Origin of the sequence: Streptomyces sp. YIM 121038 (assembly GCF_006088715.1) — a bacterium.
Lineage (GTDB): Bacteria > Actinomycetota > Actinomycetes > Streptomycetales > Streptomycetaceae > Streptomyces.
Map to the genome: position 1 here is coordinate 1,751,493 of NZ_CP030771.1, position 22,258 is coordinate 1,773,750.

Annotated in this window: 22 protein-coding genes and 1 pseudogene; 11 read left to right on the forward strand and 12 right to left on the reverse strand. The window is 74.4% G+C overall.

Translation table 11 applies throughout. From position 1 onward, the window contains the following. Nucleotides 1-202: 202 nt before the first annotated feature. A pseudogene (locus C9F11_RS06795) lies at nt 203-898 on the reverse strand (response regulator transcription factor); the annotation flags it as partial. 123 nt (nt 899-1,021) lie between these two features. On the opposite strand from C9F11_RS06795, the gene C9F11_RS06800 reads away from it, so the two are divergent. Genes C9F11_RS06800 through C9F11_RS06810 form a run of 3 tightly spaced genes read left to right on the forward strand, consistent with a single transcriptional unit; the run spans nt 1,022 to nt 3,230 of the window. Beyond that, on the forward strand, nt 1,022-1,768 hold the full coding sequence (locus C9F11_RS06800; RefSeq protein WP_138958396.1) for a glycosyltransferase family 2 protein: 747 nt from the start codon (nt 1,022-1,024) through the stop codon (nt 1,766-1,768). Beyond that, a complete protein-coding gene (locus tag C9F11_RS06805) occupies nt 1,765-2,469 on the forward strand; it encodes a DUF2064 domain-containing protein (protein ID WP_138958397.1) in 705 nt (234 codons plus the stop codon). Before C9F11_RS06800 ends, C9F11_RS06805 begins: the two co-directional genes overlap by 4 nt. Continuing rightward, nucleotides 2,466-3,230 carry a methyltransferase domain-containing protein gene (locus C9F11_RS06810; RefSeq protein ID WP_138958398.1) on the forward strand — a complete coding sequence of 255 codons (765 nt, stop codon included), beginning with the start codon at nt 2,466-2,468 and terminating at the stop codon, nt 3,228-3,230. Before C9F11_RS06805 ends, C9F11_RS06810 begins: the two co-directional genes overlap by 4 nt. Nucleotides 3,231-3,627: 397 nt before the next feature. On the opposite strand, the gene C9F11_RS06820 is transcribed toward C9F11_RS06810, so the two are convergent. Further along, a complete protein-coding gene (locus tag C9F11_RS06820) occupies nt 3,628-4,947 on the reverse strand; it encodes a molybdopterin-dependent oxidoreductase (protein ID WP_138958399.1) in 1,320 nt (439 codons plus the stop codon). A 217-nt stretch (nt 4,948-5,164) separates the two neighbouring features. On the opposite strand from C9F11_RS06820, the gene C9F11_RS06825 reads away from it, so the two are divergent. After that, on the forward strand, nt 5,165-6,535 hold the full coding sequence (locus tag C9F11_RS06825) for a hypothetical protein (RefSeq protein ID WP_138958400.1): 1,371 nt from the start codon (nt 5,165-5,167) through the stop codon (nt 6,533-6,535). Nucleotides 6,536-6,618: 83 nt separating this feature from the next. Here C9F11_RS06825 and C9F11_RS06830 read toward each other — a convergent pair whose 3' ends face one another. The 3 genes from C9F11_RS06830 to C9F11_RS06840 form a co-directional block, all read right to left on the reverse strand. Beyond that, a complete protein-coding gene (locus C9F11_RS06830) occupies nt 6,619-6,975 on the reverse strand; it encodes a hypothetical protein (protein WP_138958401.1) in 357 nt (118 codons plus the stop codon). A 348-nt stretch (nt 6,976-7,323) separates the two neighbouring features. Continuing rightward, complete coding sequence (locus C9F11_RS06835) at nt 7,324-8,133, reverse strand: lysophospholipid acyltransferase family protein (protein ID WP_249401630.1); 810 nt, start codon at nt 8,131-8,133, stop codon at nt 7,324-7,326. Continuing rightward, nucleotides 8,130-8,945, reverse strand: a complete 816-nt coding sequence (locus C9F11_RS06840; protein WP_138958402.1) for a GNAT family N-acyltransferase — start codon at nt 8,943-8,945, stop codon at nt 8,130-8,132. Before C9F11_RS06840 ends, C9F11_RS06835 begins: the two co-directional genes overlap by 4 nt. Nucleotides 8,946-9,444: 499 nt before the next feature. On the opposite strand from C9F11_RS06840, the gene C9F11_RS06850 reads away from it, so the two are divergent. Together C9F11_RS06850 and C9F11_RS06855 are read left to right on the forward strand one after the other, a co-directional pair. After that, nucleotides 9,445-10,668 (forward strand): CaiB/BaiF CoA-transferase family protein, encoded by a 1,224-nt coding sequence (locus C9F11_RS06850; RefSeq protein WP_138958404.1) that lies wholly within the window; start codon nt 9,445-9,447, stop codon nt 10,666-10,668. Then, nucleotides 10,665-11,828 carry an acyl-CoA dehydrogenase family protein gene (locus C9F11_RS06855; RefSeq protein WP_138958405.1) on the forward strand — a complete coding sequence of 388 codons (1,164 nt, stop codon included), beginning with the start codon at nt 10,665-10,667 and terminating at the stop codon, nt 11,826-11,828. Before C9F11_RS06850 ends, C9F11_RS06855 begins: the two co-directional genes overlap by 4 nt. Before the next feature lie 3 nt (nt 11,829-11,831). Here C9F11_RS06855 and C9F11_RS06860 read toward each other — a convergent pair whose 3' ends face one another. Together C9F11_RS06860 and C9F11_RS06865 are read right to left on the reverse strand one after the other, a co-directional pair. Further along, nucleotides 11,832-12,389, reverse strand: coding sequence for a YbaK/EbsC family protein (locus tag C9F11_RS06860; RefSeq protein WP_138958406.1), 558 nt, complete (start codon nt 12,387-12,389; stop codon nt 11,832-11,834). 62 nt (nt 12,390-12,451) lie between these two features. Further along, nucleotides 12,452-13,036, reverse strand: a complete 585-nt coding sequence (locus tag C9F11_RS06865) for an XRE family transcriptional regulator (RefSeq protein ID WP_030678512.1) — start codon at nt 13,034-13,036, stop codon at nt 12,452-12,454. Between the two features lie 112 nt (nt 13,037-13,148). Between C9F11_RS06865 and C9F11_RS06870 the strand changes: the two genes are divergently transcribed. After that, complete coding sequence (locus C9F11_RS06870; RefSeq protein ID WP_138966180.1) at nt 13,149-14,015, forward strand: DMT family transporter; 867 nt, start codon at nt 13,149-13,151, stop codon at nt 14,013-14,015. Between the two features lie 39 nt (nt 14,016-14,054). Here C9F11_RS06870 and C9F11_RS06875 read toward each other — a convergent pair whose 3' ends face one another. Then, the gene (locus tag C9F11_RS06875; protein WP_138958407.1) at nt 14,055-14,840 is read right to left on the reverse strand and encodes an acyltransferase; all 786 of its coding nucleotides are present in this window, start codon (nt 14,838-14,840) and stop codon (nt 14,055-14,057) included. 136 nt (nt 14,841-14,976) lie between these two features. Between C9F11_RS06875 and C9F11_RS06880 the strand changes: the two genes are divergently transcribed. Further along, the gene (locus C9F11_RS06880; protein WP_138958408.1) at nt 14,977-15,513 is read left to right on the forward strand and encodes a gamma carbonic anhydrase family protein; all 537 of its coding nucleotides are present in this window, start codon (nt 14,977-14,979) and stop codon (nt 15,511-15,513) included. Nucleotides 15,514-15,578: 65 nt separating this feature from the next. On the opposite strand, the gene C9F11_RS06885 is transcribed toward C9F11_RS06880, so the two are convergent. From C9F11_RS06885 to C9F11_RS06895, 3 genes are all read right to left on the reverse strand, one after another. After that, a complete protein-coding gene (locus tag C9F11_RS06885) occupies nt 15,579-16,217 on the reverse strand; it encodes a DedA family protein (RefSeq protein WP_138958409.1) in 639 nt (212 codons plus the stop codon). 100 nt (nt 16,218-16,317) lie between these two features. Next, nucleotides 16,318-16,761: a DUF6234 family protein gene (locus C9F11_RS06890; RefSeq protein WP_138958410.1), complete on the reverse strand. Its 444-nt coding sequence runs from the start codon at nt 16,759-16,761 to the stop codon at nt 16,318-16,320. 83 nt (nt 16,762-16,844) lie between these two features. Next, the gene (locus tag C9F11_RS06895; protein WP_171075657.1) at nt 16,845-17,303 is read right to left on the reverse strand and encodes a DUF4442 domain-containing protein; all 459 of its coding nucleotides are present in this window, start codon (nt 17,301-17,303) and stop codon (nt 16,845-16,847) included. A gap of 82 nt (nt 17,304-17,385) precedes the next feature. Between C9F11_RS06895 and C9F11_RS06900 the strand changes: the two genes are divergently transcribed. The 3 genes from C9F11_RS06900 (at nt 17,386) to C9F11_RS06910 (ending at nt 20,738) form a co-directional block, all read left to right on the forward strand. Then, nucleotides 17,386-18,375: a hypothetical protein gene (locus C9F11_RS06900; protein WP_138958411.1), complete on the forward strand. Its 990-nt coding sequence runs from the start codon at nt 17,386-17,388 to the stop codon at nt 18,373-18,375. 77 nt (nt 18,376-18,452) lie between these two features. Beyond that, the gene (locus C9F11_RS06905) at nt 18,453-19,475 is read left to right on the forward strand and encodes a hypothetical protein (RefSeq protein WP_138958412.1); all 1,023 of its coding nucleotides are present in this window, start codon (nt 18,453-18,455) and stop codon (nt 19,473-19,475) included. A 195-nt stretch (nt 19,476-19,670) separates the two neighbouring features. Then, nucleotides 19,671-20,738: a hypothetical protein gene (locus C9F11_RS06910; RefSeq protein ID WP_138958413.1), complete on the forward strand. Its 1,068-nt coding sequence runs from the start codon at nt 19,671-19,673 to the stop codon at nt 20,736-20,738. A 280-nt stretch (nt 20,739-21,018) separates the two neighbouring features. On the opposite strand, the gene C9F11_RS06915 is transcribed toward C9F11_RS06910, so the two are convergent. After that, complete coding sequence (locus tag C9F11_RS06915) at nt 21,019-21,852, reverse strand: fused MFS/spermidine synthase (RefSeq protein ID WP_138966184.1); 834 nt, start codon at nt 21,850-21,852, stop codon at nt 21,019-21,021. Nucleotides 21,853-22,258: the final 406 nt, after the last annotated feature.

The following is a 22,258-nucleotide window of genomic DNA, read 5'->3' on the forward strand; positions in this document are numbered from 1 at the left end:
CGTCCGGATCACCCGTCCTGTCCGCCCCACCCCGGCCACCTGGCTCACCCTGCCCACTCAGGCCACCTGGCTCACCCTGTCCGCTCGGGTCACCTGGCTCACCCTGCCCACTCGGGTCACCCGACTCGCCGAGCTCGGCGGGCTCGGCGGGCTCGGCGGGCTCGGCGGGCTCGGCGGGCTCGGCGGGCTCGCCCGTTTCCAGGCGGTATCCGACCCCCCACACCGTCCGGATCAGCCGCGGCGCCCCGGGGTCGTCCTCCACCTTGCCGCGCAGCCTGCGGACGTGGACCGTGACCGTGGACAGGTCGCCGAAGTCCCAGCCCCACACCTCGCGCATCAGTTCCTCCCGGCCGAAGGCGCGGCCCGGGTGCCTCAGGAAGTGCGCGAGGAGATCGAACTCACGCACGGTCAGGGCGAGTTCGGCGCCGTCCTTGGTGGCGCGGCGCGCCGCGGGGTCGAGGGCGAGGGCCCCGGCGCGCAACGGCGCGTCCGGCCGCCGCGCCGGGTCGGCGGCGCGGCTGCGGCGGAGCACCGACTCGACCCGCAGCACCAGCTCGCGCGGGCTGAAGGGCTTGGTCACGTAGTCGTCCGCCCCTATCTCCAGGCCCAGGATGCGGTCGTCCTCGTCGCCCCGCGCGGTCAGCATGATCACCGGTACGGGGCCGCGGGCCCGCAGACGGCGGCAGACCTCCAGGCCGTCCATGCCGGGCAGCATCAGGTCGAGGACGACGAGGTCGGGCTCGCGCGCCGCCGCGCCCAGGAGCGCGCCGGGTCCGTCGACCGCACGGTCGACGGCGTACCCGGCGCGCTCCAGGTAGCCGGTGACGACTTCGGCGACGGTCAGGTCGTCGTCCACGACGAGGACGCGCGCGCCGGTGCCTGGTGGTGGGTTCCGCATGCCACCAGCGTCGCACCACGCGTCCACGGGTGCGGACCGCGCGGGGTCCGACAGCCCCGACGTCCGCGTTTCGTAAGGACCCGAAGTCCTTTTTGTCCGTTTCCGCTTCGTAGGGTGAGGGCCGTGACTCACCCTTCCCCCGACTCCCCGGCTTCGGCGGAGCGACCCGTTCCGCCCGCTGACATCGTGCTGCCCTGTCTGGACGAGGCCGCGGCGCTTCCGTGGGTGCTCGCCCGCGTTCCGGCGGGCTGGCGCGCGATCGTCGTGGACAACGGCTCCACGGACGGCTCGGCGGACGTCGCCCGCGCGCTCGGCGCGACCGTCGTGCACGAGCCCCGGCGCGGCTTCGGCGCCGCCTGCCACGCCGGGCTCACCGCCGCCGACGCGGACGTCGTGTGCTTCTGCGACTGCGACGCCTCCCTCGACCCGGGCCTGCTGGTGCCGTTCGTCCGCGACGTCGCGGCGGGCCGCGCCGACCTCGTCCTGGGCCGCAGGCGGCCCCAGGCGCGCGGAGCCTGGCCGCCGCACGCCCGCGCGGGCAACCTCGCGCTCTCGCTGATGCTGCGCCGCCGCACCGGTCTCGCCCTGCGCGACCTGGGCCCGCTGCGGGCGGCGCACCGCACGGACCTGCTGTCCCTCGGCCTCACCGACCGGCGCAGCGGCTATCCGTTGCAGATGGTGGTGCGGGCCGCCGACGCGGGCCTGCGGATCGAGGAGCGCGACGTGCCGTATCTGCCGCGCGTGGGCGCGTCCAAGGTCACCGGCACCTGGCGGGGCACCTGGCAGGCGGTGCGGGACATGCGCCGCGTCCTCGCCGAACCTCCCCTCGAGCCACGGCCGCGCGGCCCGCGCGCGGCGGGCACGCGATGACCGCGCGCACGGGGCCCGCCACGCTCCTGGTCATCGCCAAGGCTCCCGTCCCCGGCGCGGTGAAGACCCGGCTCACCCCGCCCTACACCCCGCACGAGGCCGCCCGGCTCGCCGAGGCCGCGCTCCGCGACACCCTGGACGCCGTGCTCGCGGCTCCCGCGCGGCGCAGAGTGCTCGTGCTCGCCGGGGAACCGGGGCCCTGGCTGCCGCCCGGCATCGAGGTGGTGCCGCAGGCCGCGGGCGGGCTCGACGCGCGCATCGCCGCCGCGTTCGCGGGCTGCGCGGGGCCGGCCGTGCTCATCGGCATGGACACCCCGCAGGTGACGCCCGCGCTCCTCGCGCCCGCGCTCGCGGCCGACGCCCGGCGGGACGCCGACGCCTGGTTCGGGCCCGCCGCCGACGGCGGGTTCTGGGCCCTCGGACTCGCCGAACCCGACCCGGACCTGCTGCGCGGGGTGCCCATGTCCACGCCGACGACCGGCGCCGCGCAGCGCGCCCGGCTCACCGGGGCCGGCCTGCGCGTGCGCGACCTCGCGGTGCTGCGGGACGTCGACACGGCGGCCGACGCCGCCCACGTCGCGGCCCTGGCTCCCGGCACCCGGTTCGCCGCCGTACTGGCCCGGATCGACCGCCCGGCCCGGATCGACGGGACGACCCGGCTCGACGGAACCGCCCGGATCGACGGGACGGCCCGCCGATGAGCACCGTCGTACCGCCGCCGCCGTGGGGTGCCGACCTGTACGAGGAGGCGCTGCGCGCCGGGCGCGGCCCGCTGTTCCTGCGCCGGGCCGACGGCTGGCTGCTCCCGCTCGACGTGGAACGCTGGTGCGCGGCGCCCGATCCGGCCGACCGCTCGGCGCTGCGCCGCTGCGCGGGACCCGTCATCGACATCGGCTGCGGCCCGGGCCGCCTGGTCGCGGCGCTCGCCGCCGGAGGCCACCGCGCGCTCGGCATCGACGTCAGCGAGGCGGCGGTCCGGCACACGCTGCGCCTCGGCGGCTCCGCCCTGCGCCGGTCGGTCTTCGACCCGTTGCCGGGCGAGGGCCGGTGGGGCACCGCGCTGCTCATGGACGGCAACGTCGGCATCGGCGGCGACCCGGCCGCGCTCCTCGGCCGCGTCGCCGGACTGCTCGCTCCGGGCGGCCTGTTGATCGCCGAGGCGGCACCCGTCGACGTGGACGAGCGCGTCCGTGTCCGCGTCGACGACGGCACGGGGCGCGCCGGGCCCGGGGGTACGTTCCCGTGGGCCCGGCTCGGCACCGCCGCGCTTCTCGGCCACGCCCGCCCTGCGGGGCTGCGCCCGGCCGATCAGTGGACGGCCGACGGCCGCTGCTTCGTGGCCCTGCGGCGCCGCGCGGCCCGCAGCGCGAGCCACAGCGCGGAGCCCGCGAAGAGGCCCGCCGTGACCAGCAGCCAGCGGGCCAGGAACACGTCGGCGGGCAGCCCCGTGGCCCGTTCGTAGCGCGGCACCTGACGGGTGATCAGCGGGAACCACACCAGCAGGAGCAGCAGCGACAGGGCCGCCGGGACCCGTACGTACGCGGTCAGGTTCCGGCGCCGCCCGCCCAGCGCGGCCGTGACCGCCCGGTCGGCGGCCGCGTACAGCGGCGCGAGCAGGAGGTCGTGCAGCAGCGCGGCGCCGACGAACCACACCGCGACCGCCGTCCAGTCGTCGCGCAGCAGCCGCACCCCCGCGTACCCGGCGAGCGCGAACGAGGCGAGCAGCAGCAGGAGGTGGCAGGGGGCCGCCCCGTACCGGCGGCGCGCCGCCCCCGGCCACCGGCCGCCCCTGCCCGGCCACCGGCCGCCCGTGCCCGGCCGCCCGGACGTCGGTCCGCCCGTACGCTTCCCGGACTCGCTCATACCAGCTCCCCGAAGGTCATCCGCGCCACCCACTTGGTGTTCAGTACGCCCGGTGCGGCGGGCACGATGACGCGTGCCGGATAACCGTGGTCGGGGGTCAGGTCGGCGCCGTTGACGCGCAGGGCGAGCAGCGAGCGCGGGTCGCGGACCTGGTTGTCGCGCAGCGCGGCGCGGCGGAAGGCGCCGCGGGTCTGCAAGGACTCCACGAGGACGCCGGGCGGACCGTCCCCGCCCTCCCCGCCTTCCTCGTATCCGACGAGCGCGGCCAGGTCGCGCAGCCGGACGCCCTGCCAGGCCTGGTCGGACGTCGACCAGCCCTCCACGCAGGCGATGGGCAGGTCCGCGCGGTGCTGCGGCAGGGCGAGCAGATCGGCGCGGGTCAGGCGCACGGTGCGGCCCCGGCCCACGACGTCGAGCCGCCAGCCGTCGACGAGGTCACGGCGCCCCAGGCCCACCGCCGCGGCCGTCTTGTTGACCTGGAACGCGCCGGGTCCGGTGCCCGGGTCCCGGCCGCCGTGCGGCGCGAACAGGGCCGTGGCGCGCGGCCAGCCGTCGAAGCTCTGCCCCGCCGTCGTCGCGAACAGCAGCAGCGAGCCGCCGCCGACCAGGCCCAGCGCGCCCCGCCGGGACACGGTCGGCCCGGCGGGCCGCTCGGCGACGAGCCCGGAGCCGCGGTCGGGTTCGGGGCCGCTCGTCCGCAGCTGTGCCCGGAACCCGCGCTCCCGCAACACCCGTACGGTCCGCGGCAGTTTCAGGACCACGTGCGCGACGAACCCGGCGAAGAACACCCACGCCCCGTAGAAGTGCAAGGGGTAGAACGAGCCCGGGAAGACGTACTCCAGCTGCACGTTCAGGATGCCCGTCGCGAACTCGAACAGGGCGCCGCCCACGAGCAGCAGCAGCGAGAGGCGTTCCAGGGCGTGCCCCGCCGACCGCACGGGCGGCAGCTCGAACAGCTTCGGGAGCACCGACCACAGCTTGGCGAGCAGCACCGGCACGAGCGTGATGCCGACGGTGACGTGCAGGCCCTGGGTGAGGCGGTAGAGCCAGTGCGGACGGGTCGGCCAGGGGAAGAGGTAGAAGCCGAGGAGTCCCTTGTCGGGTGTCTTGTCGTTGACGGGCGACAGTCCGGGGTTGTACGCGGCGTAGGACAGCAGCCCGGTGACGAACAGCAGGGTCATCCCGACGAGGAGCACCACGCCGAGCACGGAGGTGAGCCACGGGCCGCGCAGCGGGCTGCGCCACACGCCGGTCGCCGCGTGCTCCACCGTCTGTCGTGCGGTGCTGGTGGCCGTCGGCCTTGTTGGCTTGCCCATGGGCGTGTCCTCGCGGGTCGGCGCGACGCGGGTCCGTCGCCTCGCGTCGACCGTAGGACCGTGGGGCGGCCCGGAGGCGGCCGCGACGCATGACGAAACGCTGACGGATCGCGGTGGGCCCGGACGGAGTACACCGGGGCGGCGGAAGATCTGACGGTTCCGTGACGGGGGGTGGCGCGGCGGCCCGTACGCGCCCCCGGCGGCCTAGCGTGCCAGCGTGAACCACCCCGAACGACGTACCCCCGGCCCCCGGCGCGATCTGCTCGCCGCCGGGCTCGCCGCCCTCCTCGTCACCGCCGCCGTCGTGGTCGGGCGGGCCGTCGAGCGCTCCGACGGCAGCCTGCACGTCAACTGGCCGCCGCTGTACGCCGACTGGGATCCGCACGTCGGGCCCGGCACCCCGGCGGCGCTCGCCGTCGCCGTCGCCGTCGTCGGCCACGGCCCGGTGCTCGCGGCCCGCCTGCCGTGGCGGGCGCTGCTCGCCGCGTCGTGGGCGGCGTCGACGGCGTGGCTCTGGTCGCTCGCGCTCGTGGACGGCTGGCACCGGGGCGTGGCGCGGCGGCTCACCACGAAGTACGAGTACCTCCAGGTCATCGACCGCTTCGCGGACATCCCGGCGACGCTGCGGGACTACACCCAGTACATCCTGCTCGGGGAGCCGGGCGCGTACCACTGGCCCGCGCACACGGCGGGCCATCCGCCCGCCGCCCCGCTCACCTTCGTCCTCCTCGACCGGATCGGCCTGGGTGGCGGCGGCTGGGCGGGCGCGTTCGTCATCACGGCGGGCAGCACGGCCGTCGTCGCCGTACTGATCACGCTGAAGGTCCTCGGGGACGAGGCGAGCGCGCGCCGGGCGGCGCCGTTCCTCGTGCTCGCTCCGGCCGCCGTGTGGATGGGCGCGTCGGCGGACGGCTACTTCGCGGCCGTCGCGGCCTGGCTGACCGCGCTGCTCGCGCTCGCCGCGACGCGCACGGTCCGCCGCCCCGCCCTCGCCGCCTGCGCCGCGGGCCTCCTCTACGGCCTGCTCTGCTATCTGTCGTACGGCCTCACGCTCTTCGCGGTGGTCGTGGCCGGCGTCCTCGTCCTGGCCAGGACGCCGCGCCCGCTGCCGTACTTCGTGGCGGGCGCGCTCGTCGTCCCCGCGGCGTTCACCGCGTTCGGCTTCAACTGGTGGGAGGCGTACCGCCTGTTGGTGGAGCGCTATTACCAGGGTGCGGCCGGGGTGCGCCCCTACTGGTACTGGATCTGGGCCAATCCGGCCTGCACGGTGCTGACCGTGGGGCTCGCGACGGTGGCCGGGCTGCGCCGGGCGGTGGGTTCCTCACCGGGTGCGGCGCGCCGCTGGCGGGCCGGAGCGTCCACGGCGGCGGACCGCGTCGCGGGCCTTGCCCTCGCGGCCCTCCTCGCGGTGGCGGTCGCGGACGTCTCGGGCATGAGCAAGGCGGAGACCGAACGCATCTGGCTGCCGTTCGCCCTCTTCCTGCTCGCGGCGACAGCGCTCCTTCCCGAGCGCGGTCGCCGCTTCTGGCTCGCGGGCCAGGCGGTCCTCGCCCTGGCCCTCAATCACGTGCTGTTCACGGGCTGGTGAAACCCGATCAGACTTCCGCGTCCCGGTCGACCATCGGGGTTCCGGTCGGCCTTCGGGGGCGGACTCCCGGTCGGCCTTCGGGGTCAGACTTTCTCGAACTCCACCTTGAAGATGTTGTACTCGTCCCAGAAATAGACCCACGGCTCGCCGTTGCGGAACGAGGCCCGCTGCCCGTTGTAGTTCGAGACGAGCTCCTTGTCGTCGGTGAGCCGGAAGCTCGATGCGCCGGACCAGCCGTAGAAGCCGCCGTACCCGTTGTTGCTGACCGATAGATACCGGCCCTCACCAGGAATCTTGTAGTAGGTCACACCTTTCCACTCGTAGAATTCGAGGGTCAGCGGGTCCTGGCTGTAGATGGCCCAGTTGTCGCCGTTCCTGTTCAGATAGCCCTTGAACGTACCGCTGGGGTAGTAGAGCTTGATCCGGAACTGGCCCGTCATCAGGGCACTCTGCGGCCGCGTCGCCATAGCCTGGGCGAAGGTGGCTTCTGTGGGAGATACCGCGTCCATCGACCGTCCTCTCGTCGCGCTTTCTGGCACGTTGCTTGTGCTGCTTTTCGACGTGAGCTGGACAGTGCATCGAACGTCACTGGAGTGGTGATTCTGCCGTCAGCCAGTGGGTACCGCCAGAGGAATATTCCGCCATTGCGGACGGATCTCGGCGGGGCTTCCCGAATGATCGGGGCGCGAACGATTGAGGGTGCGGTTACGCCGTTCCTGAGCCGTTGTGCCTGACATCCGTGTGGCGCGGGACGCACACGGGAAGGGGAGGTGCCCCTCGGACGGGCCCTAGTGCGCCGGACCGCACGGAAGTCCCGGCACCGGACGACAGCCCGTGACCGCGGTCCAGGCCTCCTCGGCCAGGCCCTTGCGGTCGCTCCCGTACAGCGGCGCGTGCGCCAGGACCCGCACGCTCAGGTCCCGCGCACCCACCACCCTGCGCAGCGACGTCCCAAAACCCTCGTCGCCCAGGAACGCCGCCGTCGTGCTTCCCGCCCCGCCCGCCTCGTACGCCACGGTCACCGGGCGCACCGCCGCCCCCGCGTCCACGGCCGCCTGGAACGCCGCCCGCCGGAACCGGCCGCCGGAGACCGAGCACCAGGTCGTGGCCTGGGGGAAGACGAGCACGGAGCGCCCCTGGGCGAGCGTCTTGGCCAGCTCCTCCACCATCAGGGGGAGTTCACGCCGACCGCCCTCGCGGTCGATGAACTGCGTGCCGAGCCGCCGCGCGAGCGTCCCCACGACGGGCCACCGGCCCACCTCCCGCTTGGCGACGAAGGCGACGGGCTCGACGGCGAGCAGCGCCACCACGTCCAGCCAGGAGATGTGGTTGGCGACGACGAGCGTGCCCGCGCCCCCGCCGGGCACGGTCAGGGGCACCGGCCCCGTGTCGAGCCGCACGCCGAGCGCCCCAAGGACCCGCCGCGCCCGGACCCGTACGGCGTCGCCGTCGGCGAGCCGCTCCCCGAGGGCCAGACTCCGCCCGAGCTCGCGCCCGAGCGCCGCGTACCGCCGCGCGGCCCCGCCGGCGCCCACACGGGAGTCGGCCCGCAGGGCGCAGGTCCGCGGACAGCCCGCGTCCACGGACCAGGGGTTCACACGGACCCCCGGGATCCCTCGTCGCCGAGGAAGAAGCGGCGGTGGCGCTCGTTGAGCCGCTGGGTGTCGAGCACCACGAAGAAGTCGGCGGAGTCGAAGTCGGGGTCGTGCGCGGGCGCCCCGCACATCCAGGCCCCCAGGCGCAGGTATCCGCGCAGCAGCGGCGGCAGGTCGGCGTACGTCGGCCGGTGTCCGGCGCGCTGCTCGGGCGGTGTCCACGGCCGGTGCGGGTGGACGCGCAGCTCGGGCGGCGAGGCGTGCTTGGCGGTGCCGAGCAGCCAGGCGCTCGCGGCCGCGGTGCCGCCGTCGGCCAGCGGCACGGAGGCGCAGCCCGCGAGATAGCGGTGGCCGGAGAGCAGGACGTAGCGGGCGAGCGCGGACCACATCAGGTTGATGACGGCGCCGGAGCGGTGGTCGGGGTGGACGCAGGACCGTCCGGCCTCGATGGTCGCGGGCCGCAGCGGGGCCAGGGCGCTCAGGTCGAACTCGCCCGCCGAGTAGGAGAGCTCGCCGCGGCCGGGCGGGATGAGCCGGTAGGTGCCGACGACGGCGCCGCTCGTGGTCTCGGTGACGATCAGATGGTCCGCGAGCGCGTCGAAGGCGTCGATGTCGTGTCCGGGCAGGGGCGTGTCGAGGGCGGCGCCCAGCTCCTCGCCGAACACCTGGAAGCGCAGGCGCTGGGCGGCGCGGATCTGCTCCTCGGAGTGGGCGATGGAGGGGACGTAGGCGGGGCGGGTCCCGGAGGTCCGGCCGGGGGCCGGGGCGGGCGGGGACGCCGACGGGGTCGCGGGGGTCGCAGGTGTCGCGGGCATGACAGTACGTTCTCCGTTCGACGGGCGATCTCGACGGGGACGGACGGGGACTGACGGGGACGGTGGGGGGGGCGACGGGCCTGAGGACGACAAGGCCTCAAGGCGGGGGCTTCAAGGGGAGGGCCTCAAGGGCGACGGTCCGGTGGGAACGCTTCGGGCTGGTCCGGGGAAACGCTTCGTTGAACTGCGACGGAGGGGAACAGGCAGGGCACCCACTCAGCACGGTGACCGCCCCGGCTGAACTGCGCACGAGGTCCGCGCGGCGGATCGGGCCGACCCTCGTGAGCATCAGGTGAACGGCGCCCACAGCTACGCGCCCCGGCCCCCGGCGCTCGTCGCCACGCGCCACGCGCCCCGGCTCCCGGCTCCCGGCTCCCGGCTCCCGGCTCCCGGCTCCCGGCTCCCGGCTCCCGGCTCCCGGGCCCAACGCCCCGTACCGCGGCGGGTCGCTGTCCCGTACAAAGAGTTCCGGACGTCCGAGGGAGGATGGAGCCCCGCCATGCCGCACCCCCTGCCCCTGACCGGCATCACCGTGCTGAGCCTCGAACAAGCCGTGGCCGCCCCGTTCGCCACCCGCCAGCTCGCCGACCTCGGCGCGCGCGTGATCAAGGTGGAGCGGCCGGGCGGCGGCGACTTCGCCCGCCGCTACGACACCACCGTGCACGGCCAGGCCAGCTATTTCGTCTGGCTGAACCGCTCCAAGGAGTCGCTCACCCTGGACGTGAAGTCCGCGCGCGGGCAGGAGGTGCTGCGCGAACTCCTCGCGCGGGCCGACGTGTTCGTGCAGAACCTCGCGCCGGGCGCGGCCGCCCGGCTCGGCCTCTCGGCCGAGGAACTCCAGGCCCGCCACCCGTCCCTCGTCACCTGCGCGGTCAGCGGCTACGGCACGTCCGGACCCTGGGCCCACCGCAAGGCCTACGACCTGCTCGTGCAGTGCCAGACGGGGCTGCTCTCGCTCACCGGAACGCCGGAGGAGGCCGTGCGCGTCGGCATCTCGGTGGCCGACATCGCGGCCGGGATGTACGCGTACAGCGGCATCCTGTCGGCGCTGTACACGCGGGCGACGACCGGCCGGGCCCCGGCGGTCGAGGTGTCCCTGTTCGACGCGCTCGCCGAGTGGATGAGCCAGCCCGCGTACTACACCCGCTACGGCGGCACCCAGCCGCCGCGCGTCGGCGCCCGGCACGCGACGGTCGCGCCGTACGGCGTGTTCACGGCGCGCGACGGCAAGGAGGTCCTGTTCTCGGTGCAGAACGAGCCGGAGTGGGTGGCGCTGTGCCGGGTGTTCCTCGGCCGCCCGGAGCTGGCCGACGAGCCGCGCTTCGCCACGGGCCCGGCCCGGGTCGCGCACCGCGAGGAGCTCGACGGGATCGTCGCGGCGCGGTGCGCCGAGCTGGACGGCGAGGAGGCGGTGGCCCTGCTCGACGCCGCGAACATCGCTCACGCGGGCGTCAACTCGGTCGCCGAGTTCCTGGAGCACCCCGTCCTGACCGAGCGCGGGCGCTGGCGGGAGGTGGGTCTTCCGGGCGGCGCGCCCCCGATGCGCGCCCTCCTGCCGCCCGCCGGGCTCTCGGGGGTGCGCCCCCGGATGGGCCCGGTGCCCGCGGCGGGCGAGCACACGGAGAAGATCCTGGCCGAGCTGGGGCGCGGCCCCGACGGCCGCGCCCGGCCGCTCCCTCGGGGCGCGAACGGCACGCCGCGCCCCGGGGAGGCGGGCGCGTGAGCGCGCCGGACGGTCTGCCGCCCGCCGAGCGCCTGGCCGTCGCCACGGTGCGGGACTTCGTGGACCGGCGGGTCCGGCCCGTCGTCCGCGACCTGGAGCACTCCGACACGTATCCCGAGGCGCTCGTCGAGGAGATGAAGCGGCTCGGCGTGTTCGGGCTCGCGGTCCCGGAGGAGTACGGCGGGACGCCCGTGTCGACGCCGTGCTTCGTCCTGGTCACCGAGGAGCTGGCGCGCGGCTGGATGAGCCTCGCGGGCGCCATGGGCGGCCACACCGTCGTGGTGAAGCTGCTGCTGCGGTTCGGCACCGACGCGCAGCGGGCGCGGTGGCTGCCGCTCCTGGCCACCGGCGAGGTCCGCGCGGCGATGGCCCTGACCGAGCCGGACGGCGGCTCCGACCTCCAGGCGCTGCGCACCGTGGCCCGCCGCGACGGCGCCGGGTACGTGGTGAACGGCGCGAAGACGTGGATCACCAACGCCCGCCGCTCCGGCCTGTTCGCCCTGCTGTGCAAGACCGACCCCGAGGCCGAGCCGCGCCACCGGGGCATCTCCGTGCTGCTCGCCGAGCCCGGCCCCGGCCTGACGGTCGCGCGGGACCTGCCGAAGCTCGGCTACAAGGGCGTGGAGAGCTGCGAGCTGCTCCTGGAGGACTTCCGCGCGGGCCCGGACGCGCTGCTCGGCGGGGTCGAGGGGCACGGCTTCGGCCAGATGATGCACGGCCTGGAGACCGGGCGCCTCCAGGTGGCGGCGCGGGCGCTCGGCGTGGGCCGCGCCGCGTTCGAGGACGCGCTGCGCTATGCCCAGGAGCGCGAGGCGTTCGGCAAGCCCATCTGGCGCCACCAGTCCGTCGGCAACTACCTGGCGGACATGGCGACGTCACTGACGGCGGCGCGCCAGCTGACCCTGTACGCGGCGCGCGCGGCCGACGCGGGACGCCGCGCCGACCTGGAGGCGGGGATGGCCAAGCTGTGCGCGTCGGAGACGGCCATGAGGATCGCGCTCGACGCCGTGCGGGTGCACGGCGGGCACGGCTACTCGACGGAGTTCGACGTCGAACGCTACTTCCGCGACGCCCCGTTGATGATCGTCGGCGAGGGCACCAACGAGATCCAGCGGAACGTGATCGTGCGTCAGCTCATCGCCCGCGGCGGCCTGGAGTGACGCTCAGGCCGTGCCGAGGCCCTCGATGAGCACGGCGTTCGGCAGGTCGGCGAGCGCCTTGCCGGGCACGATGAGCTTGCCGCGACGGCTGCCGCTGCCGATCAGGACGTGCGGAAGGGCGGCCACGGCGGTGTCCACGAGCAGCGCCCAGCCCGCGGGCAGGCCGATCGGCGTGATGCCGCCGTACTCCATGCCGGTCTCGCCCACGGCGGTGTCCATCGGCGCGAACGACGCCTTGCGGGCGCCCAGTTGGCGGCGCACGGCACCGTTGACGTCGACGCGGGCGCCGGAGAGGACCACGCACGCGGCGAGCGTGGTCTCGCCGCCGCGCTTCCCGGCGACGACGACGCAGTTCGCGGACTCCTGGAGCAGCTCGGGGCCGTAGTGCTCCACGAACGCGGCGGTGTCCGCCCACTGCGGCTCGGTGTCGACGTGGATCAACTCGTCGGCGGGCACGGATCCGCTCCAGGCGCGGACGGCGTCGGCCACGGGGGCGACGAGCAGGTCGAGGGCCTGCGGGGCGGGGCGGACGACGTCGAAGTTTCCGAGAGGGGCGCGCATGTCCGCACCGTAACAGGGCGGTTCGGCCCGGCCGGGGCCGGGCGCCGCGCCGCGGCGGGCCCTCAGTACGACCCGGCGTGCGCGGGCGGCACCGCCACCGACATGGTCATCTCCACCGGCTCGGCGCCCTTGTTGTGGTAGCCGTGCGGGACGTTGGCCTCGAAGGTCGCCGAGGACCCGGCGGGCACGAGGTGCTCCGCACCGTCCACGACGAGGGTGAGCTCACCGGCCCGTACGTGCAGCAGCTCGATGGTGCCGGGCGGATGCGCGTCGGAGTCGCTGCCGTCGCCGGGCATCAGGTGCCACGACCACAGCTCGAAGGGGCCGCGCGCCTCGGCGCCGACGAGCAGCGTGGTGCTGGAGCCCTCGTCGGTGGACCACATCCGCACCATCTGCTCGGGCGGTACGACGCGCACGTGCGGCCCCTGCTCGTAGTCGAGCAGCGTGGTGATGCTGATGCCGAGGGCGTCGGCGAGCTTCACGGTGATGCCGACGCTGGGGTTGGTGCGGGCCTGCTCGATCTGGATGATCATGCCGCGGCTGACCCCGGAGCGGGCCGCGAGGGCGTCGAGCGTGAAGCCCCTCTCGCCGCGCCAGCGCTTCAGGTTCCGCGCGAGCGACTGCGTGAGCTGGTCGAGATCCGACACATTCCGTCCAATATTTTGGATGACAGGGTTCACTGTACTGAACTACGGTGTGGTGCACCCGAAGGCTCCCGATGGTTCACCACACTGTACTGCGAGGTTCCCGATGTCAGGACTGACAGCACTGTTCGCCCTGGCCACGAGCCTGCTGTGGGGCCTCGCCGACTTCGGTGGCGGACTGCTGACCCGGCGCGTCCCCGCGCTGACGGTGGTCGTGGCGTCCCAGTGCGTCGCGGTGGCCGTCCTCGGGGTCGTGGTGGTCGCGACCGGCGCGTGGACCGAGTGGGGCCCGCAGCTGTGGTTCGCCGTCGGCGCGGGCCTGGTGGGACCGGTCGCGATGCTCTCCTTCTACAAGGCACTCGCGCTCGGCCCGATGGGCGTGGTCTCGCCGCTCGGCTCCCTCGGCGTCGTGGTGCCGGTGGGCGTCGGCCTGTTCCTCGGCGAGCGACCGGGCCCCGCGCAGTTCGCCGGCATCGCCGTGGCCGTCGTCGGCATCGTCCTCGCGGGCGGGCCCGAGCTGCGCGGCGCTCCCGTGCAGCGCCGGGCGGTCCTGCTCACGCTGCTCGCGGCCTTCGGCTTCGGCGCCGTCATGGCCCTGATCGCGGAGGCCTCCACCAGCGTCACGGGCCTGTTCCTCGCGCTGTTCGTCCAGCGCGTCACCAACGTCCTGGCGGGCGGGACAGCCCTGTACGTCAGCGTGCGGCGCGGCGGCGCGGCCCTGCCGGAGGGCGGCGGCATGCAGCTCGTCCTGGCCGCCCTGCCCGCGCTCGCCTTCGTCGGCCTCGCGGACGTCGCCGCCAACGGCACGTACGCGATGGCGGCCCGCGGCGGCCCCGTCACCGTGGCGGCCGTGCTCGCCTCCCTCTACCCCGTGGTCACCGCGCTCGCCGCGCGCGGCGTCCTCAAGGAACGGCTGCGCGGGGTGCAGGCGGCGGGCGCGGGCCTCGCCCTGGTGGGGACGGTGCTGCTGGCGACGGGATGAGGCGGCGCGGGGCGGCGGCGCCCGCACCGGCGGGCCCGGCTAGGCGCCGCCCTCGGTGTCCGCAGCGTCGGTCAGCTCGCCGAGGCGGCCGAGGTCCTCCAGATCCCCGAGCGCGAGCAGCTGCTCCGGCGTGATGCCTTCGGGGATCGGCACCGGGGCGGGCGTCCGCAGCGGCGGCTGCCACCCCCGCTCCGCGCACCACGTCCGGACGACCCGCGCGGGCGCCCCCGCCACCACGGCGTGGTCGGGCACCTCGCCGCGGACCACGGCGCCCGCCGCGACCACCACGTTGCGGCCGAGCCTGGCGCCCGGCAGGATCACCGCGCCCGTGCCGATCCAGCAGCCGGAGCCGATCGCCACCGGCTCCATGCGCGGCCACTGCTTGCCGATCGGCGTGTGCGGATCGTCGTAGCTGTGGTTGGTCGAGGTGACGTACACATACGGCCCGAAGTAGCAGTCGTCGCCGATCGTCACCGACGTATCGGCGATCACGTGGCTGCCGCGCCCGAGGACCACGCCGTCGCCGACGCGCAGGATCGGGTCGGGGCCGAGGTCGAGGTCGGGCATCAGCCCGGCGGTCAACGTGACCTGTTCGCCCACGATGCAGTGCGCGCCGAGCCGGATCCAGGGGGCGCCGAAGACCGTGCCCTGCGGGAAGGCGAGCTTCGTGCCCTCGCCGATCGCGCCGAACTCCAGGCGTCCCGGCCGCCGGGCGGTGACCGCGCCGGTGCGCTGCACCCAGGCCCAGCCCGCGTGGACGGCGCGCTGCGCGACGCCGCGCCGCCACGCGGCGAGGGATGAGAACACGTTCTTGTTCCTGGGCACGCGCTCACGTTACTCAGCCCCGCGCGGGGCGAGCACTCCCCCCTCCTGTGATCTTCACCCCACACCGCCGGGCCGGGACGGGGGTCCCGTACGGTTCGCTCAGGCGCGACGGACGCAACGATCCAAGGAGAGAACGATGAGTCACCAGGCACTCGTCATGGGCATCGGCGGCAAGGACCCCCGGATCGACCCGGAGGCGTTCACCGCGCCCACGTCCGTGGTGATCGGTGACGTGACGCTGCACGCGGGCGCGAGCACCTGGTACGGCGCGGTCCTGCGCGCCGACTGCGGGCCCATCGAGATCGGCGCCGACAGCAACATCCAGGACAACTGCAGCCTGCACGTGGACCCCGGCTTCCCGGTCACCATCGGGGAGCGGGTCTCGGTCGGCCACAACGCCGTCGTGCACGGCTGCACCGTCGAGGACGACTGCCTCATCGGCATGGGCGCGACCGTCCTCAACGGCGCCGTGATCGGCGCCGGTTCGCTCGTCGCCGCCCAGGCCCTGGTGCCGCAGGGCATGCGGGTGCCGCCGGGCTCGCTCGTGGCGGGCGTACCCGCCAAGGTGAAGCGGCCGCTCACCGAGGAGGAGCGCGCGGGCATCTCGCTCAACGGCGCGATGTACGTGGAGCTCGCGAAGGCCCACCGCGCCGCGCACGCCCAGGAGGGCTGAGCGCTTCCACCCCACACGCGAGCGGCCGGGGACGGAGCCCGTCCCCGGCCGCTCGCGCACGGCTCCTACGCGGCCGCGGCCTCGCTCGCCGCGTGCTCCTCTGCGGCCTTCTTCGCCCGCCGCTTGACCAGCAGCATCGAGCCGATGCCGATGAGCACCGCGATGCCGAGACCGACGTACGAGAACCGCTTCAGCCAGTCCTCGGCGACCACGCCGATGTAGTAGATGACGGCGGTGGTGCCGCCCGCCCAGACGATGCCGCCGAGCACGTTGGCGGTGAAGAACTTCCAGTACGGCATGCGCAGGACGCCCGCGAGGGGGCCCGCGAAGATGCGCAGGAGCGCGACGAAGCGGCCGAAGAAGACCGCCCACATGCCCCACTTCTGGAAGGAACGCTCGGCACTGCCGACGTTCGCCGCGCTGAAGTGCTTGGGGAACTTCCGTTCCAGCCAGCCGAGCAGCGGTCTGCCGCCCTTGCGGCCGATGGCGTATCCGATGGAGTCGCCGATCACGGCCCCGGCGGTGGCGCAGGCGCCGAGCACCACCGGGTTCACGTCGCCGTGCTGCGACGACAGGAGCGCCGCGGAGACGAGGACGATCTCACCTGGCAGCGGAATGCCCAGTGACTCCAGGCCGATGACGAGGCCGACGAGCGCGTAGACGCTGACGGCGGGTACGTTCTCCAGCCACTCCTGGACGTGCAACCCCGGTTCCTTCCGTGCGCGGACAACTCCCCCGGCGCGCGCGATGACCGCGCACGCCGGGGCAGCCTACCCGCTCACGCCTCACCGCCCGCGCGCCGCCTCAGCCGCCCGTGGACGCGCACTCGTGGCTGTCCCCGCCGCTGCGGCAGCCGACCTGCCCCGTCCACACGGGCGCGGGCCGCCGCACCTCGTCCTCGTGCCGCTGGTACGAGAACCCGGCGAGGACCGCCACGGCGATCACCACGGCCATGAACCCCTGGCTCCACGCGGTCACCGGAGCCCGCACCCGGACCGCCACACCGGTGGCGAGCAGCGCGAGACCGCCCACGCAGGCGGAGGCGACGAGATAGCCGTCGAGCCGGTCGAACTCGGCGCGGACGGCGGGGTCGAAGGTGAGGCCGCTCGCTATCCACGCCGCCAGGATCCCGGCGAGGACGAGCACTTGGGCCGCGAGGAGCCCGACGGCCGCGCCGACGTCGGGCCCGGTGTCGGCGCGGGTGCGGACGGAGGCGTCGTGGGCGGGCGGCGCGATCGGCAGGTCCATGCCACCGATCCTCACGGTCCGCGGCCGGGCCCGCCTGAGTACGCCTACTCAGACGCGCCCGTCCCGGCCGGGGAAGTGGCGCCCTACTTCGGCTCGTTGGGCCGCAGGGTCCAGGTCACGGACATCTCGCCGGTCACGGCGCCGTCCTCGCGGGTGAGGGCGATGGCCACGCGGAACTCGGGGCGCCGCCCCGCGTCGAGCTCGGCAACGACGTCCGCGACCGGGCGCCCCAGCGTCGCGGTGGCCTTGACCCTGCCCATCGCGAGCTTCTTGTACGCGATGTCCGCGGACACCGCGAGCGGCACGGCCCGCGAGAGCTGGTCCCCGAACGCGGCGAGCACGATGGCCCCGCTCGCGGACTCCCCCAGGGTGAACATCGCGCCGGCGTGCGGCCCGCCCACGTGGTTGTGGTACTCCGCCTGGTCCGGCAGCTCGACCACGGCCCGCTCGGGGGTCGTCTCCAGGAACTCCAGGTTGAGGGTCCGGGCCATGGGCACGGTGGCGGCGAGCATCTCGCCGATCGACATCTGGTCTGCGCTCATGACCGGGATGTTACCCACGAGTAGCAGCGCTTGGCCAGGCTTGTGCGAACGGCCGTTCCCTTCGGGCCTATCGTGGACGCCCATGTGGCCAGGACAAGATCAACCCGATGGACCCCGGCAGCCGGACCCCGGCCCGGGACAGGACGCGAACCCGTACCGGCAGCCGGGCTACCAGCAGCCCAACCCCTACCAGCAGCACACCCCGGCACCCTCGCCACAGGAGCCGTGGAACGCGCCGACGGTGTCCGCGGCGCCCGCCGCCCCGCCGGGCGGGCGCGCCCGCAGGACCAAGGTCATCGCCGTCGCCGCCGCAGCGGTGGTCGTCGTGGCCGCTGCCGCCACCGCCCTCGCGGTCCTCGGCGGCGACGAGGACGACGCGGCAACGCCCGGGCCGACCCGCTCCACGACCGAGGCGCCACGCCCCGCGCAGCCGGAGGACTCCGACCGCCGGGGAACGGACGACGGCCCCGAGCCGACGGTGCCGGGCTGGAAGACCGTCGTGAACCCCAGGGACGGGCTCGCCTTCGACGTCCCGCCGCAGTGGGACCTGAAGTCGGCCGACTACGCCACCTGGGTCGCGGAGAACGACGACCCCTCGGACACCCCTCTCGTCGCCATGCTCGCCCCCGCCGTCCTGAAGGAGCGCTGGTGCGCGTCGGACGACGACAAGGACGGCAGGAAGGACTACACGCCCCTCGGCCTCGCGGGCACCAAGCGCAACAAGACCGCGAGCAGCACGGCGGAGATCGCCCGGAACAACGCGACGGCCTGGGTCTACGGCGGGTACGCCCAGCCGGACAAGAAGAAGGTGACCGCCGGCCCGGCGGAGTCCTACACGACCGCGTCGGGCCTCAAGGGCAGCCTGGTGACGGCCACTTCCTCCGGCGTGCCGAAGAAGGGCGCGTGCGACACGGACGGCAAGGCCACCACGTTCGGCTTCAAGAACGCCGACGGCGAGTTCCTCTCCTGGTCCTTCCACGGCGTGAAGGGCGTCAAGGAGGAGATCCCGGACCGGACGGTACGCGCGATCCTGCGCACGGTGCGCGAGTACCGGGCGCCCGAGAAGGGCTGAGGCCGGCAGGGGCCGAGGCCGGCCCGCCCCGGGGTGGTTGTGAGCACATCAACCAGCCACACGTATCGTTACCGGCCATGTGGCCAGGACAGCAGCCGCCCGGGGGCGAGCAGAACCCGCAGCAGCAGAACCCGTACCAGCAGCCGGGATATCAGCAGCCCAACCCCTACCGACAGCCGGGCTACCAGCAGCAGGCGGACCCGGCCGGGCAGCCCGGCCAGTGGAGCGCGCCGACGGTCCCCGCGGGCGTGCCCCAGGCGCCGACGGCTGACGGCGGCAGCGGCGGCGGGGGCGGGAACAGGACCAAGGTCATCGCCATCGTCGCGGCGGCGGCCGTGGTCGTGGCCGCGGGCGTGACCGGCTTCCTGCTCCTCGACGACAAGGACGACGAGGGCGGCAAGTCCCCGCATGCCGAGGGCAAGCCGTCCGCGTCCGCCCCCGCGAAGCCCGGTTCCGGCGCGGCCGACGGCGACGACGAGCGCGGCACCGCGGGCGACCCCAAGCCGACCGTCCCCGGCTGGCAGGTCGTGGTGAACCCCCGGTGGGGCACCGCCTTCGACGTGCCGCCCGACTGGGACGTCCGGAAGCCGGACGCGATCGTCGCGTTCGAGGACGTCAAGACCGGCAAGCCGCTGATGACCATGTCGGGGCCCGCGTACTTCAAGTCGAAGTGGTGCACCTCGGACGACGACAGGGACGGCCGCACCGAGGACAAGGAGCTCGGCGCGGTCGGCACCAAGGGGGCCAACGGCGCGAAGAACACCGACGAGGTCGCGGTGAACCAGGTCGCCTGGTGGGTGTTCGGCGGCTACACGCAGCCGGACAAGAAGAGCCTGCACTTCGACGAGAAGGCCAAGCCGTACACCACCAAGGCGGGCATCAAGGGCAGCATCGCGTGGTCCCGCTCGCAGCACACGCCCCAGCAGGGCAAGTGCGCCTCGGAGGGCAAGGCGATCACGTTCGGCTTCAAGAACGCCGAGGGCGACTTCGTGGCGTGGAGCCTCTACGGCGCGAAGGACGTCAAGGAGGAGATCCCGGACGAGACGATCATGAAGATCCTCAGCACGGTACGCCTCCACGGGGACGCGACGGAATCGTGAGCCGCGCCGCCTTCCGGCATACCGGGCGCTAGAGGACGCACCGCTCTCTCGCTCACGCACCACACCATTCCCACCACCTCGTCCACTGCTTCTTCACCGGTTCGTCACGGCTTCGTACGAGGTCATGGCCGGTGCCCGTCCGGCCGCCGACCGGGCGTGGCACCTGGGGCCCGGGCCCATCTATGGTTACTGGCCATGTGGCCAGAACAGCAGCCGCCCGGGGGCGAGCAGAACCCGCAGAGTCCGGGTCCCAACCCGTATCAGCAGCCCGGGTACCAGCAGCCCAACCCGTATCAGCAGCCCGGCTACCAGCAGCCGAACCCGTATCAGCAGCCGACCGGGGGCCAGCCCACCGGCGGGCAGCCCCAGTGGGGCGCGCCGACGTTCCCGATGGGGACGGCGCAGCCCGGCGGCCCGGACGCGGGAGGCGGCGGGGGCGACGGCGGCGGCAACCGGACGAAGGTCACGGCCCTCGTCGCCGTGGCGGCCGTCGTCGTGGCCGCGGGCGTGACCGGCTTCCTGGTCTTCAGCGGTGGCGACGACGACAAGTCCGACGAGGCGGCCACCAAGCCGTCCAAGTCGGCCACCGAGAAGCCGAGCCCCAAGCCGTCGGACGACGACAATCCGCGCGGCACCGGCAACGACCCCAAGCCGACGGTCCCCGGCTGGCAGGTCGTGGTGAACCCCAAGTGGGGCACCGCCTTCGACGTGCCGCCGGACTGGACGGTCAAGACCCCCGACACGTTCGTCGGCTTCGAGGACCACAACAAGGGCGACGGCTCCAAGCCCCTGATCATCATGTCCGCCCCGGCCATCTACAAAGAGAAGTGGTGCTCCTCCGACGAGGACAAGGACGGGCGGATGAACGACTCCTCGCTCGCCAGCGTCGGCACCAAGGGCCAGAACGGCGCCAAGAGCACCAAGCAGGTCGCCCGCAACGACTCCGCGTGGTGGGTCTTCGGCGGCTACACCGGCCAGAAGAAGGCCGACAAGAAGAACGTCAAGATCGGCAAGGTGGAGTCGTACACCACCAAGTCGGGCATCGAGGGCAGCGTCGTCACCACGACCTCGGTCGGCGACCCCGGCTCGGGCAAGTGCGACTCCAACGGCAAGGCCACGACGTTCGCCTTCAAGAACGGCGCGGGCGACTACGTCGCGTGGACGCTGCACGGGGCGAAGGGCGTGAAGGGGGAGGTTCCCGACACGCTGGTGAAGAAGATCCTCGCCACGGTGCGCCTCCACGGCGAGGCCAGCGAGTCCTGACCTTCTCCACCGCCCGCCCGCCCTCTGATCGGCCACCGGCCTCGTCCTCAAACGCGGGACGGGCTTGATTCCCCCCATGCCCGCGGCCGCCAGGTCGGGGCGCGCCCTGGCCACTGGGGCGGAAACGGGTGGGCGGGTGGGATCATCCCGCTGCGGCAGCGGCGGGCAGGTGGGCGACGGCCCGCGAGCCGCCAGGTCGGGGCAGGCCCTGGCCACTGGGGCAGGAACGGGTGGGCGGGTGGGAGAAACCCTCCGCGGCAGCGGGCCCCGGCGGCGCGGGTCAGCCCACGCTGAAGGCGCCGCCCGGGGGCTCCGGCGAGGCCACGGCGTCCCCGTCCCGCACCCCTCGCGCGGGCCCCACGAACCGCCGCAGCTCGTCCCCGTGCACGACCCGCGCGGGAAACACGTCGGCCCGGGCCCGCCGTACCAGCGCCTCGACGTCGAGCGGCCCGTGCGAGGCGACCAGCACGGCGTTGCCGAAGCGACGCCCCCGCAGCAGCGCGGGCTCCGCGATCAGGGCAAGCTCCGCGAAGCGCTCGGCGAACGTGGCCAGCTGGGAGCGCAGGAAGTCGAACGGCGCGCCGTCGGCGAGGTTGGCCGCGTAGACGCCGTCGGCGCGCAGGACCCGGTCGACGGCACGGGCGTACGCGTCCGACGTGAGGTGCGCGGGCACGCGCGAGCCGCCGAAGACGTCGCCCACGACCACGTCCGCGCTGTCGGCGGGCGCGGCCTCCAGCCAGGCCCGGGCGTCCGTGCCGTGCAGACGGATCCCCGGCTCCTGGGGCAGGGGCAGCTTCTCGACGACGAGCCGCAGCAGCGCGAGGTCGGCTTCGACGACGTCCTGCCGGGAGCCGGGCCGGGTCGCGGCGAGGTAGCGGGGCAGGGTGAGGGCGCCCCCGCCGAGGTGCACGGCGTCCAGCGGAAGGCCCGGCGCGGCGAGGGTGTCCAGGACGTGGGCGAGCCTGCGCGCGTACTCGAACTCCAGATGCGTGGGCGCGTCCAGGTCGACGTACGACTGCGGGGCACCGTCGACGGTCAGGAGCCAGGCACGGTCGCGGTCCACGTCGGGCAGCAGCTTGGCGGTGCCGTGGTCGACGACGCGGGTGACGGGCACGGGCTCGTCCGAGGGGCCGGTCCCGTACTCGGGCTCCGGCTCGCGCTCGGAAGGCCGCTCGGCGCCGGCTATCGGCGTGGGGTCGGGGGCATCGGCAGGCTGGTCCACCGCCCCATTGTGCCCGCCCCCGCCCCACCACGACCCCCGCCGAACCCGGACCCGCCCACGAGGAGCGGACCCCGACGGTAAGCGGACCACGGGCCACGAGCCGACCCCCGACCGGAAGCGGACCCACAGGCCACGAGCCGCCCCCCGACCGGAAGCGGACCCACAGGCCACGAGCCCACCCCCGACCGGAAGCGGACCCACCGGCCACGAGCCCACCCCCGACCGGAAGCAGACCCACCGGCCGGAAGCGGGCCAGCGGCCAGAAGGGAACCCACCCGCCGAAGGGGGGCCCGGCCTC